The organism is Enhygromyxa salina (genome assembly GCF_002994635.1).
In the GTDB taxonomy this organism is placed as follows: Bacteria; Myxococcota_A; Polyangia; order Nannocystales; family Nannocystaceae; genus Plesiocystis; species Plesiocystis salina_B.
This window is the reverse complement of record NZ_PVNL01000089.1, coordinates 15,887-29,032: the sequence shown is the minus strand read 5'-3', so window position 1 is coordinate 29,032 and position 13,146 is coordinate 15,887. Positions and strand designations below refer to the sequence as shown.

At 67.1% G+C, this 13,146-nt stretch carries 10 protein-coding genes; 7 read left to right on the top strand and 3 right to left on the bottom strand.

Features of this window, described 5'->3' with window-relative positions; translation table 11 throughout:
• Positions 1 to 157 precede the first annotated feature (157 nt).
• The gene (locus ENSA7_RS22240; protein WP_106091334.1) at positions 158 to 1,627 is read right to left on the bottom strand and encodes a hypothetical protein; all 1,470 of its coding nucleotides are present in this window, start codon (positions 1,625 to 1,627) and stop codon (positions 158 to 160) included.
• Between the two features lie 87 nt (positions 1,628 to 1,714).
• On the opposite strand from ENSA7_RS22240, the gene ENSA7_RS22235 reads away from it, so the two are divergent.
• From ENSA7_RS22235 to ENSA7_RS22210, 6 genes are all read left to right on the top strand, one after another.
• Positions 1,715 to 2,629 (top strand): hypothetical protein, encoded by a 915-nt coding sequence (locus tag ENSA7_RS22235; protein ID WP_146157995.1) that lies wholly within the window; start codon positions 1,715 to 1,717, stop codon positions 2,627 to 2,629.
• A 40-nt stretch (positions 2,630 to 2,669) separates the two neighbouring features.
• Positions 2,670 to 3,317 carry an RNA polymerase sigma factor gene (locus ENSA7_RS22230; protein ID WP_181233995.1) on the top strand — a complete coding sequence of 216 codons (648 nt, stop codon included), beginning with the start codon at positions 2,670 to 2,672 and terminating at the stop codon, positions 3,315 to 3,317.
• Positions 3,314 to 4,231 (top strand): tetratricopeptide repeat protein, encoded by a 918-nt coding sequence (locus ENSA7_RS22225; RefSeq protein ID WP_106091331.1) that lies wholly within the window; start codon positions 3,314 to 3,316, stop codon positions 4,229 to 4,231. Before ENSA7_RS22230 ends, ENSA7_RS22225 begins: the two co-directional genes overlap by 4 nt.
• 100 nt (positions 4,232 to 4,331) lie before the next feature.
• The gene (locus ENSA7_RS22220) at positions 4,332 to 5,429 is read left to right on the top strand and encodes a hypothetical protein (RefSeq protein ID WP_106091336.1); all 1,098 of its coding nucleotides are present in this window, start codon (positions 4,332 to 4,334) and stop codon (positions 5,427 to 5,429) included.
• 108 nt (positions 5,430 to 5,537) lie between these two features.
• A complete protein-coding gene (gene lysA, locus ENSA7_RS22215; RefSeq protein ID WP_106091335.1) occupies positions 5,538 to 6,806 on the top strand; it encodes a diaminopimelate decarboxylase in 1,269 nt (422 codons plus the stop codon).
• Positions 6,807 to 6,857: 51 nt separating this feature from the next.
• A complete protein-coding gene (locus ENSA7_RS22210) occupies positions 6,858 to 7,835 on the top strand; it encodes a DUF4215 domain-containing protein (protein WP_106091330.1) in 978 nt (325 codons plus the stop codon).
• A 121-nt stretch (positions 7,836 to 7,956) separates the two neighbouring features.
• On the opposite strand, the gene ENSA7_RS44030 is transcribed toward ENSA7_RS22210, so the two are convergent.
• Complete coding sequence (locus ENSA7_RS44030) at positions 7,957 to 9,240, bottom strand: vWA domain-containing protein (protein ID WP_181233994.1); 1,284 nt, start codon at positions 9,238 to 9,240, stop codon at positions 7,957 to 7,959.
• Between the two features lie 69 nt (positions 9,241 to 9,309).
• Positions 9,310 to 11,052, bottom strand: a complete 1,743-nt coding sequence (locus tag ENSA7_RS22195; protein WP_106091328.1) for a DUF4215 domain-containing protein — start codon at positions 11,050 to 11,052, stop codon at positions 9,310 to 9,312.
• A gap of 422 nt (positions 11,053 to 11,474) precedes the next feature.
• Between ENSA7_RS22195 and ENSA7_RS22190 the strand changes: the two genes are divergently transcribed.
• Positions 11,475 to 13,031 carry an HAD-IG family 5'-nucleotidase gene (locus tag ENSA7_RS22190; protein ID WP_106091327.1) on the top strand — a complete coding sequence of 519 codons (1,557 nt, stop codon included), beginning with the start codon at positions 11,475 to 11,477 and terminating at the stop codon, positions 13,029 to 13,031.
• Positions 13,032 to 13,146 lie beyond the last annotated feature (115 nt).

Sequence of the window (13,146 nt, the reverse complement as noted above, 5' to 3'; positions counted from 1 at the left end):
CCCTCCATCAAGATTGAGGCCGGCTCTGCCGGCCCGCCGGGGTGGGGGCCCCATGACGACTCCGTCGGCATGGGGGAGGGGCTGCGAAGCCCCTCCATCAAGATCCAGAAGCTGGTCCGTGTCTCTGAAGTTCCGCCAGGAACTTCAGAGACACGGACTAGCGGTACACGAAGACGCCGCGCAGGTCCTCGGTGCGTGACAGGGCGCTCGGGGCTGGGTTGCCGTCTTTCCAGGACGTGGCCACGAACCGGTAGTACATGCCAGGCGTGAGCTCGGGGCCGGCGTAGTCGACGGAGACCGTCGCGCTGCCCGACACGCCAGGAACCTGATCGTCGCGCCAGATCTCGTTCCCGAGCGCGTCATGAACGACGACCTCGTAGCGATCCTCGCTGCTGTCGTCGTCGAACACGAACACCGGCGCGCCGCTGACTTCCTCGGGTCCGTCGCGCCCAGGGCTGACCACGCCCAGCGCCTCGGTGACCTTGAAGCTGTCTTGCAGGTCCAGGTCCTCGCCAGCCCCGACCGTGATCTCGAGGATCTCGGTGCCAGCGATGCTGGTGTCGGGGTCGCGCACCAACAGATCGTTCTCGAGCGAGGCGATCACCAGGTACGTGCCCTCGGGGACATCCGCGATCGTCCAGCCGGAGCTGACGTTGGCCGCGATCCCGGGCTCGGGCGCCCGCAGACCGTAGGGGACCGGGCCAAACTCGAACACCGGGTTGAACAGCGCCTTCGGGATCAACACCACGGAGGTCGCGCTGCCGCCGGGCGCGTTGACGATGTTGACGCTCCCGCTCACGCTCGCGAGGCCCTCGCCCGCGAGCTCGAGTACGACCCCCGAGACGTCGGCGTTGACGTCGAGCGTCTCGGGGACCAGCTGCAGACCGCCACGGTAGCCGCGGACGGTGGTGCTGCCGGCCTCCACGTTGAACAGCGTGAACGCGCCGCCGCGGTCGGCGACCGTGTACACGCGGTGCCCGCCCTCGGCGACGACCAAGGTGCCACCGGTGTCATCGGCTTCGCCCGCCACCCGACCCATGACCGTGAAGCCACCCTGGTCGGCGTCATCGAGCGGCAGCAAGCCCACGGTCGTCGAGGCGTTCTCGATCACCTGTAGATGATCGTCGGTGTCGTCGTCGGGGTCGTCCTCGACCGGCATGACCTCCGCGGTGCTGACGGGAAACGCTGGCTGCAGGCCGCTGGGATAGATCTGGTAGTCCTTGGCGCTGCCCGAGAGCGTGAGCGTGAGCGCGGTCGCGGGGTTGCCGTCGGCGTCTCGGGCGATCGAGATCGGCAGCGCGTAGTTGCCCGCGGCGTCGGAGATCGCAACGTCACTCACGGGCGCCCCAGTGTCGTCGAGCGCGAGGATCCGCGCACCAGCGATCGGGGTCTCGTCGAGGGCGTCGACGACCATGCCCCGCAGCTCGACCGGTCCGGCGCACACATAGGGATCGTCGCCGCCGTTCCTGGGCTCGCACACCAACCCGGATATGCACGGCTCGTCGTCCGTGGGCGTGCAGGCGTCACCAAGCTCGCCGCCGACCGGGAGATCCTTCGTACAGCCGACAGTGACACAGGCGACCGCGAGCAGCCCGTGCAGAACAACAGAGGTCGTCGTTGGCTTCACGGGGCTTCGACAGGGCCAATCCCTGCAATTCCAAAGTGCCCACCAAAGCCCACTGCGGGCGGTCTGGCTGGTGTTTTCTCGCCCGTCGTGGCACCACTTGAAGCCTTGCTCGGGGCGCTCCTTCACTCGGCCGTGATCACCACGATGCTGGCGCTCGCACCAGCGGACGGCGCCGTACACGAGCTCGACGCTGCCGGGCTCGATCCTGTCGCGCTGCAGCTGGGCCTGCGCGCCCGCGTGGGCGATGAGCTGGATCAGTGGCGAATCAGCATTGAAGCCGGCCAAGATGGCCGCTACGAGCTCGCGTTGACCGGGCCCGGCCACGCCAACACCGAGCGCCGAACGGTCGAGCTCAACGGCCAGACCGAGACCGACCGCAGCCGCGAGCTCGCGTCGATCCTGGCGGTGATCATCGAGTCGGCCGAGGCGAACGAGCCGAACGAGCCGAGCGAGCCGGACCTCGCTGACAGATCGCAGCCTCCCGCGGCGTCGCCCGAGCGACCGCGCGGGTTCATGCTCATCGAGGGCCACGTCGGGCTTGGACCGCCGCGCGCGATCGATCCCGGGCTCGGCGTGGGGCTCGGTGCGGGGGCGTGGCTGCTCGGCGAGCACCTGCAGCCGCGGGTGCGCGTGCGCTGGTCTCACGGCTGGGCCGGCGAGATCGATGTCCACCAGGCCGACGCCGGGCTCGGCCTCGCCGCCGGGGCCCCGGTCGCACGCGGGCAGCTGTGGCTGGGGATTCTGGCGATGCCCGTGATCAAGTGGACCCACGCCGAGCAGCTCAAGTCAGCCACGGCGTGGGCAGGTGGCGGTGAGCTGGGTGCGCTCGCGCAGCTTCGACTCGGGCACCTGGTCATGGGTGTTCGAACGGGAGTCGAGACTACATTTCCGGCACTGCGCGCGCGCGGCACCCAGGACGTGCTCCGCTGGGGGCACGTGCGCTGGCTGTTGACGTTGGAGATTGGCCTCACAATTCCAAAGAAGTCGGAATTACCTCGCTAGGCACGGTCTGCAGTCCGTGCGCCGGTCTACACTGGTGGCCGTGGCCAACCCCCACGCGCCTGATGAAAAACCCGCGGGGGCAACCATTCACGCGCTGCCCCTGCCAGACAAGCAGGGGGACACGCAGGCGACCATCCTGGGGTTGGTCGCCCGTGCTCGTCGGCATGATCCAGCGGCGCAGCGCGAGCTGTTCGAGCTGCACAAGGCCCGGGTCTGCGCGCAGGTCCAGCGCATGACCGGCGATCCAGCGTCGGTCGACGACCTCGTGCAGGAGGTCTTCATCGCCGCGTTCGCCAACCTCGATCGGTTCCGCGGGGACAGCCAGCTCCACACCTGGCTGTATCGAATCGTGGTCAACAAGGCCCGCAACTGGTGGGACAGCGAACAACGCAGGCGCCGCCGCGAGCTCCGAGCCACCCAGATCCCCGCCCAGGTCCAGACCACGCCGCACGACCAGCTCGAGGTTCATGAGCACCGCGAGCAGCTCTACGTCGCGCTCGGTGAGCTCTCGCCCAAGCTGCGCGAGGCGTTCATCGCCCGGGTCGTCGAGGGCATGTCGCTGCTCGAAGCCAGCGAGGCGCTCGAGGTCCCGGTCAGCACCGTCTCGTATCGAACCCGGCGCGCCGAAGAGCTGCTGTGTCAGGCGCTCGGCGTCGCGTTCCACGGGCCGAGCGGTGGTGGGTCATGACCACGCCACGCCCCGAGCTGCAGCGCTTCATCGCGGCCGCCCGCGAGCAGCCGATCGCGCCGACCAACGTGACCGCCGAGGCGGTCCTGGCCGGGCTCGAGCAGCATCGCGGTCGCGCCCAGGCTCGGCGCACGATCATGCTGAGCGCCGCGATCGCGCTCGCGGCCTCGCTGGTCGCGGTGAGCCTGCTGTGGCCCATGCTCTCCGCCCGCGAAGCTGCGCCCACGCTCCAGCAAGCTGGTCACGCAGACGCTCAGGACCATCGCCACATCAACCTCGAGGCGCCGACCTACGCGATCCCTCCGCTCGCGCTCGACAGCGCGGTCAGCCTGCGCACCAGCACCCAGGTCGAGGTGCGCGGACCGTGGTCGATCGCGCTCGGTGAGGGCGTCCATGAGCTCGAGGTCGAGGCGAGCCCCGGCCGCGCGCTGCGGGTCAGTCTTCCGGGGCTCGAGCTCGAGGTCGCCGAGGGCAGCGCCACGATCGAAGTGGTGCAGCGCACCGCCGCGGTCAAGCTGCACAACGGGGTGGCCGCGTGGATCAGTGAAGATGGCGAGCGGACCGTGCTGAGCGTCGAGCACATCGAGCTTCACGCATCCGCCGGAGCCCCGAGCGACCCCACCGCAACGCAGCTCGCGCGTGAGGCCGAGCTGCTCCTCGCCGCCGGCAAACCTGACAAAGCGGCCAGTGTGTTGCGTCGGTTGGTGTCGAGCTATCCCAGGGCTAGCCAGACCCGAACGGGCCTCCTGGACCTGGCGCGACTGCTACGCAACGCCAAGCGCACGGACGAGGCCCGCTGCGCCTACGAGCTGTACCTGCAGCGCTGGCCCGACTCCGCGGTGGAGAATGAGGTTCGCGCTTCGCTCGCCCGCCTGGATCCCGGACGTCCATGTCGGGGCCTCGATCCGCGCTGATCAGTCGCTGATCAATCCCTGATCAATCCCCTGATCAATCCCTGATCAATCATCGTCCGTCTACCTAGAATTCTGGTTGGCGGCGCTGTCCAACCCCCCGATGCGCACAGCTCGACTTTCTTTGGTTCTGAGCACTGGGCTCCTGCTGTCACTCTCGAGTTGCGGTGGCAATGGGGCCGCGGACGCGGCCACCGGTGGCAGCGAGACCGGGACCGCGACCGGCGACGGCGACGGCGACCCGAGTGACAGCGGCAGCAACAGCAATTCGGGCGATGGTGACGGCGACGGCGACGGCGACGGCGACGGCGATCCCGGCGACGGCGACGGCGATCCCGGCGACGGCGACGGCGATCCCCAGACCTGTGGTGACGGCGTGCTCGACCCCGGTGAAGAGTGTGACGACGGCACAGACAACGGCGACACCTTCGCGTGCTTGTCCGACTGCACGATCAACGTCTGCGGCGACGGCTTCGAGGGCCCCGAAGAAGGCTGCGACGACAACAACAACGTCGACGGTGATGGCTGCTCGTCCACCTGCCTGCTCGAGAACCTGGACGCCGAGGTCATCATGTGCGGCAACAAGGTCTACGAGTGCGGCGACACGATCGACAACGACAACGACGGCAAGATCGACCTCGCGGATCCCGAGTGCATCTCGCCTTGCGACGATGACGAGTCCACGTTCAAGACCAACCTGCCCGGCCAGAACAACGACTGCAAGGGCGACTGCTACTTCGACTCGAACTCGGGCGGCGGCGACGACCACTGCGAGTGGAACCTCAAGTGCGACCCGGAGAACCCTGGCGCCGACATCGGCTGCGAGTACGACCCCAACTTCATGATGTGCGACGCCATGATGCCGCAGACGTGCCTGGACTTCTGCACGCCGCTGGTGCCCAACGGCTGCGACTGCTTTGGCTGCTGCGAGGTCGACGGACAGTTCGTGTACCTCGGCGGGGGCGAGTGTGCGCTCGACAACCTCGACGCGTGCGACTCGTGCACCTTCTTCGACAACTGCAACAACCCCTGCATGCCCGAGGAGTGCGAGCTGTGCTTCGGCCAGGATCCCAACGATCTGCCCGAGAACTGCGACGAGCCGTCGTGCCCCGACGGCGTCACGCCCTGCCTCGACATCAACGACTGCGAGGAGGGTCAATTTTGCCAGACCGGCTGCTGCGTCGGCATCAACCCGGGCTAAACACGACGATGACCCCCACAGGCGCACTGCACGTTGCCGAAGTCGGCCAGTTTGCGGGGGTCGCGGGCGGTTTGTGAGGGGGGGCGGATCTGGGTAGTGTCCGCGGGCATGAGCATCCTCCCCGCTTCTCTGCTCTCGGATAACGCCTCGATCGCCGCCGACGGGCGGCTACAGATCGCGGGTCTGGACGCGGTCGAGCTGGCCGAGCGGTTTGGGACGCCGCTGTTTGTCTACGACGAGGACCACATTCGGGCCCGCTGCCGGGCGGCCCGGGCGGCGTTCCCGGATGGTGTCGCCTACGCGAGCAAGGCGTTCCTGTGCCGCGCCGTGGCCAAGCTCGCCCATGAAGAGGGGATGCAGATCGATGTGGCGTCGGGTGGCGAGATGCACGTCGCGCTCGCGGCGGGTGTGCCTGCGGACTCCTTGGTGTTCCACGGCAACAACAAGAGCGAGGCCGAGCTGCGCTACGCCATGCGGGAGGGCGTCCACCGGATCGTCGTCGACTCGTTCGACGAGCTCGACCGGATCGAGGCGCTGGTCGCCGAAGGTCTGCCTGCTCCAGCGATCTTGCTGCGCATCACCCCCGGGGTCGTCGCGCACACCCACGAGTTCGTGCAGACGGGCCAACACGACTCGAAATTTGGGTTTGGCGTGGAGTCCGGGGTCGCCCAGGCGGCGATCGAGCGAGCCTCGGCCAGTCCCGCGATGCGCCTGCTCGGGCTCCACGCCCACGTTGGCAGCCAGGTGTTCGACGTGTCCTCGTTCGAGAAGGTCATCGAGGTGCTCGCGCCGATCTTCAACCCGCTGGGGCTCGAGGAGCTGTGTATCGGAGGCGGCCTGGGTGTCGCGTATGTCGAGGGTGAGTCGAGCAGCGACATCTTGGACTGGGGCGCGGCGATCCGCCGGGCCTGTGCAGCGCAGGGGATCACGGGGCGGATCACGGCAGAGCCCGGTCGCTCGATCGTCGCGGCCGCGGGCCTGACCCTGTATCGGGTTGGCACGATCAAGCGAATCCCAAACGTGCGTACCTACGTGGCGGTTGACGGCGGCATGAGCGACAACCCGCGTCCAGTCCTGTACGGCAGCGGCTACGAGACCTTCCTGCCTCGCGCGACGAGTGCCGAGCGCCCGATGACGATTCGCCTGGTCGGAAAACACTGCGAATCAGGCGATCTGTTGGTCCGCGACGGCCTGGTGCCCAGCGACCTCGCGGTCGGCGACATCATTGCGACCCCGGTCACTGGCGCCTACGGTTACTCGCTAGGGTCCAACTACAACAAGGTCCCGCGGCCCGCAGTGGTGTTCGTCAAGGATGGCGAAGCACGCGAGGTCATCCGCCGCGAGACCTGGGATGATCTGCTCCGGCTCGATCTCTGAGAGTTCGATCAGTTGTTGGCTGCGGCGCCTGATCTCGGCTAGGGTGGGGCCATGCTGATGTCAACGTCGAGTTCGTGGAGTTGGAGTCTGGGCGTCGCCGTGCTGCTCTCGGTGACGGCCTGCAAGGGTGACGACGGCTCGGCCAGCTCGGACACAGCCGGCACCAGCGACACCGAGGCCTCGGGCATCACCACCGTGGGCGACGGCGACGGCGATCCCACGGGTGACGGCGACGGCGATCCTGCGGGCGACGGCGACGGCGATCCCACGGGCGACGGCGACACCGCGGATCCAGGCGAGTGTGGCAACGGCGTGGTCGAGGGCGCCGAGAGCTGCGACGACGGCAACACCGAGTCGGGCGATGGGTGCAGCGCGAGCTGCAAGCACGAAGGCCCGATCGAGTGTGGCGGGCAGATCTATCAGTGCGGCGACACGCTCGACAACGACGACGACGGGCTGATCGACCTCGAAGATCCCGAGTGCATCTCGCCGTGCGACGACGACGAGGCCACATTCAAGACCGCCCTGCCCGGCCAAAACAAGGACTGCAAAGCGGACTGCTACTTCGACTCGAATTCGGGCGGCGGCGACGACAAGTGCGAGTGGAACCTCAAGTGCGATCCCGAGAACCCCGGCGCCGAGATCGGCTGTGAGTACGATCCAAATTTCATGATGTGCAATGTCATGATGCCGCAGACGTGCCTGGATTTCTGCGTGCCGCTGGTGCCCAACGGCTGCGACTGCTTTGGCTGCTGCGAGATCGACGGCCAATTCGTGTACCTCGACGGGGCAGAGTGCGCGCTCGACAACCTGGGCGCGTGCGAGTCGTGCACCTTCTTCGACAACTGCAACAATCCCTGTGAGCCCGAGATCTGCGAGCTGTGCTTCGGGCAGGATCCGTCAGAGCTGCCCGAGGAGTGCGACGAACCCAGCTGCCCCGACGGCGTGGACTCGTGCCTGGAGTCCGCGGACTGCCCCGAGGCCTGGTACTGCCAGACCGGCTGCTGCTACCCCACCAACATCCCGTGATTGCGTCACGCTGACGGCGGCACGCAGGCCTTGCCTGCGCCGCCGTCCGTGAAGGTGATGTTGGCGGAGCAATTCGCCTCCACGTCGCTGGTCTCGCGCCCGCGCCCGCGCGCAATTAGCCTCAGCCCGGATCGCAGAAGTACTCGGCCTTCACGAGCTGGGCGTTGGGCACCGCGTCGCACCAGGTGCCGCACAGCTCGAGCGTCTCGTAGGGTCCGTTGGGGTTGGTGAAGGTCCAACCATCCTCGGTGTCGCAGTCGTCGACCTTGGGCACGTCTTCGTCGTCCATCACGACCTCGACCAGGTGTGGAAAGAAGGGGACCGGGTCCAGGACGACGGTGCAGCTGGCGGCGTCGTCGACGATCGCCTGAATCGCCGCTTGCAGCTCGATCTCGTTCTGGGTCTGGTAGAAGTCCTCGTCGCCGCCCTTGGGCTTGCCGCCCGCGATCGCTAGGTCGTTGAGCTGGTTGAACGGGCTGATGCCGTCGGGCTCGCCATCGGGTGGGTGGCCGTTGGCGCCCGTGACCAGGGTGACTACGTCGGAGATGTCGATGCCGACCACATAGGTGGGGATCGCAAAGTCGTTGAAGGCGTCGGCGACGATCCCCAGTAGGTTCGGGTCGTAGTTCTCGAACCGCTGGAATTCGTTGACCGCGTCAGTCCGACAGTTCGCCGCGCCGTCGGTCACCAAGATGATCGCCGCCGGGTCTCCGTCGTCGATGTCAATGAGGTGATCGATCGCGCTCGTCATGCCCGCGGCGGCCGGGGTCCCGCCCCGGATGTTCTGCGAGTTGCCGGTTGGAATGCCCAACAGCACACCGATCGCGTTGTTGGCCGCGACCGTCACGTCAGGCGGCGCGTTCACCAGGCACGCGTTGGCGTTGTACTCGTTGGTCGCGTCAGTCGAGGGATAGAGCTGGGCGCCAAACTCGAACTGATCGTCGAAGCTGTTGACGACCAGGCTGACGACGCTGTGCAGGCTCTTCCAGCGCGTGACCTCCGGGGTCATCAAGTCGGCGTCGTGATCCCAGGTGTTTTGCAGCATGCTGCCGGACTTATCGAGCACCAGGACCACGTGCGGGACGACCGGCGCGAGCTCGGCCTCGGCGACGTCGCAAGGGATCGGCTCGTTGCCGTCTCCGTCGCCGTCTCCGTCTCCGTCGCCGTCTCCGTCTCCGTCACCGTCTCCCGGGTCACCATCCCCGTCTCCTGGGTCACCATCCCCGTCTCCTGGGTCACCATCCCCGTCCCCAGGATCGCCGTCCCCAGGATCGCCGTCGCCGTCGCCGTCGCCAGAGTCACCGTCACCGTCACCGCTGTCACTCTCGCTGCCGGTATCGCCGACCGAGTTGAAGCCGGTGTCCTTCGTGTCGTCACTTCCGCACGCGGCAAGGCTCACGAGCAAGGTCATTACTACTGTTCGTCGCATCATGTCGTCTCGTCCCTCGTGTTCGTAACTGCGTCGGGTGATCGTTCAGCCCGGGACGATCGGGCTGCAGCAACCTGTCTGGCAGAATTCCCCTTCGGCACAGTCGGCTTGCTGCAGGCAGGGCGAGCCAAACTCGCAGCTGGGCTCCTGGCACTCTTCGGGCAGATCGTCGGGGTCCTGCCCGAAGCACAGCTCGCACATTTGCGGGTCACAGGGGTTGTTGCAGACGTCGAAGAAGGTGCAATTGTTGCAAGCGTCTAGGTTGTCCATCGAGCACTCTGGGTTCGAGTCCAGATAGATGAACTCGCCCGCGATCTCGCAGCAGCCGAAGCAATCGCAGCCGTTGGGCACCAGCGGCACGCAGAAGTTCAGGCAGGCTGGGGGCAGCTGGGCGTTACACTGATTGAAGTTGGGGTCGTACGCGCAGCCGATGTCCGCGCCAGGGTTCTCGGGATCACACTTGAGGTTCCAGACGCACTTGTCGTCGCCCTGGCCGCTGTTGGCGTCCCAGAAGCAGTCTTGCTTGCAGTCGTTGTTCTGCCCGGGCAAGTTGGTCTGCAGCGAGCCCTCATCGTCGTCGCAGGGGGTCGTGCAGTCGGGATCATCGAGGTCGACGAGGCCGTCCATGTCGTTGTCGATCGTGTCGCCGCACTCGTAGATCGCGTTGCCGCAGGGGATCGCGGCGGGCGGCGGGTTTTCGATCGCGCACACGGGTGAGCAGCCGTCCCCGCCCATTACGTTGCCGTCGTCACAGCCCTCGTTCGGGCCCTTGTCCCCGTCGCCGCAGATATTGTTCACGCAGTTGGGCAGACACTCGAGGCCCGGGGCGTTGTCGAGTTCGCCGTTGTCGCACTCTTCACCAGGTCCGACGTCCGCGTCACCACAATAGTTGTCGGAGCAATCGGCCTTGCAGGCCATGCCTGGGCCGTTGTCGACGCCGTCGTCGCACTCTTCTTGCCCGGCCCAGATGAAGCCGTCGCCGCACGCTGCGTTCAGGCACTCGCTCGTGCACGCGCCGTTGGGCGAGTTGGCGTTGCCCAGGTCGCACTCCTCGTTCATCTGAACCAGCGTGTCGCCGCACTCGGCCGCCGTGCAGGCGTTGGTGCAGGCGTCGAGGTTGTCCATGTTCGCGTCGTCGCAGTCCTCGGGCGGCTGGACCACGCCGTCGCCACAGGTCGCGGGCACACAGGTGTTGGAGCAGTCGTCGTTGTCCACGGCGTTGCCGTCGTCGCAGCCCTCGCCGGGGCCCTGATCGCCGTCGCCGCATTCGTTGGGGGTGCAGTCGCCCTTGCACGCCATGCCCGGTCCGTTGTTCGGGCCGGCGTCACAGATCTCGCCCTCTTGAATGATGCCATCACCACAAACGGCAGCCTCGCATTCGTTTGTGCACATGTCGAAGGGATCATTGTTGCCATCGTCACACGCCTCGACACCTGCGTGAACGATGCCGTCGCCGCACTCAGCGACCGTGCAGGCGTTGGTGCAGGCGTCAGTGTCAATCCCGTTGCCGTCGTCACACGCCTCGCCCGACTCGACGACACCGTTGCCGCAGCCTGGGCCGTCGCCGTCGCCGTCGCCGTCGCCGTCGCCGTCTCCCGTCGCAGGGTCGCCGTCTCCGTCGCCCACCCCGTCTCCGCTGCCGTCTTCTTCGCCGACGGTGGTCGTCCCGCTGCCGCTGTCGCTCCCATCTGCGCCGGTGGATGAACCGTCGCTTCCAGTGCGAGACCCCGAGCAAGCCAGGCTCAGGCAGGCGAGCGCGGACACCGAGAGGAGCGCTTTGAGTCGCATGTTTGGTATGCTACCTCACGACGCCGGGATTTTGGGGGCCATGTGCACCGGGTGACATCACGGATTTCGAGTCGACGTGGAACACCGCTGCGGGCCGATACCGGGCAGTCCGGCGCACGGCCGGCGCGCGAGAGAGGTCGCGTGACTAGCGCGGCCGTGGAGACGAGCGGAACCCGCGACGACACCGCGCCGATCCCTCGAGGTCCCGATGTCCGCCCGCCACCAATGTCGGCGAACGCGCTCACTAAATGTTGCGATCGTGATTTGTCGCTTCGCCCAATTCACCACACTCCGATCCAGGTAATTACACGAACACACGAGCCAAGCTCTCGTGCAGCCCCAGCTCGACCAGGCCAGACCCGCGGGCGGCTCGCTTGTTCAGGCGCCCCCGCGCCGCGCCGAGTGCTACGCTCGGCCAACGCATGTCCAGCGAGCAGGAACTCCCCGATCCGATCCGCAGGCTGCTTCGCAACGTTGGGCACGAGCACGAGACCCCACGCGCGCGACGGATCTTCACGAACCGCGATCTCGACTTCGAGCAGGTCCCGGTCGTGGGGTTCGACATGGACTACACGCTCGCGCGCTACCGCCAGGCCGAGCTCGAGGCGATCTCGCTCGAGACCACCGTCGACAAGCTGGTCGTGCAGGGCTGGCCCAGGGTCCTGTACGAGGTGCAGCCCGATCCCGAGTTTGCAATCCGCGGGCTGGTGGTCGACAAGCTGCGCGGCAACTTGCTCAAGATGGATCGCCACGGCTACGTCGGGCGCGTCTACCACGGCCGCACGATGCTCGAGCGAAGCCAGCGCAAGTCGATCTATCGCTCGCAGCGGATCGGTGGCGAGCGCGCCCGGTTCAGCTACGTCGACACGCTGTTCTCGCTGCCCGAGGTCACGCTGTACGCGGCGGTCGTGGATCTGATCGACAGCCAGCCGCAGGCCTGGGGCCCCGGCGGCCCGCCCGACTACGCGACCGCGTGGACGGCCGTGCGCGCGGCGATCGACGAGGCCCACCAGGACGACAGCATCAAGTCGCGGATCAAGGCCAACGTCGCCGCGTACTTCGACAAGGATCCCGATCTCGCCCCCACCCTTCACAAGCTGCGCTCGGCTGGCAAGAAGCTGTTCTTGCTGACCAACAGCCTGTTCCCCTACACCAACACCGTCATGAGCTACATCCTCGGCGGCGAGGACGACGCCTACGAGGACTGGACCAGCTACTTCGACTGGTGCGTGGTCGGCAGCCGCAAGCCGGGGTTCTTCACGGACACCGAGCCGTTCTGGGAGATCGACATCGCAACCGGCCGCAAGTCGACCAAGCCAATCGCGACGCCGAGCAAGGGCCGGGTCTACGAGGGCGGCAACCAGATGGGCCTGCAGCGGGCGCTGGGCGTGTCGCCCGACGAGATCCTGTACGTCGGCGATCACATCTACGGCGACATCGTGCAGAGCAAGAAGACCTCGGGCTGGCGCACGCTGCTGATCGCCGACGAGCTCGAGCGCGAGATGCCGGTCCGCGACGACTACCACGTCGCGCTCGAAGAGATCCTCACGCTGTCCGAGCTGTGGGAGCGGCTCAGCGAAGAGGTCTCGGATCAGCGCTATCTTCAGCGCGGGCTCGAGCTGCTGGTGCCCGCCGAGATCAGCCGCGAGTATCACGCCCAGGCCCAGCCGCTCACCGAGGCTCAGTCCGCCGCGCTGCTCGACCAGATCCGCACGCGCGCGCGCGAGCGGCTCAAGCGGCTGCGCGCCCACGAGGACTCCGTCGCCGACTACGTCAAGCAGCGCAGCGTCGAGGTCGATCGAGCGTTCAATCGCTACTGGGGCTCGGTGTTCGCCGAGCGCTATGACTCGTCCTTCTTTGGTGCGCAGCTGGAGGAGTACGCGTGCCTGTACACCAGCCGGGTCAGCAACTTCTTGTTCGTGAGCCCGCACCGGTACTTTCGCGCCCCGCACGGCGCGATGCCCCACTGGTCGCTGTGACCAGCCTGAGGGCGGTGTAGGCCGCAGGCCGTGGGCTCGGCGTGGCTCGGCGCGCCTTCAACTCGACCTAGATGTAGGAATATCCACACACAGGAGTCGGGGCCCCGCTGTGCGC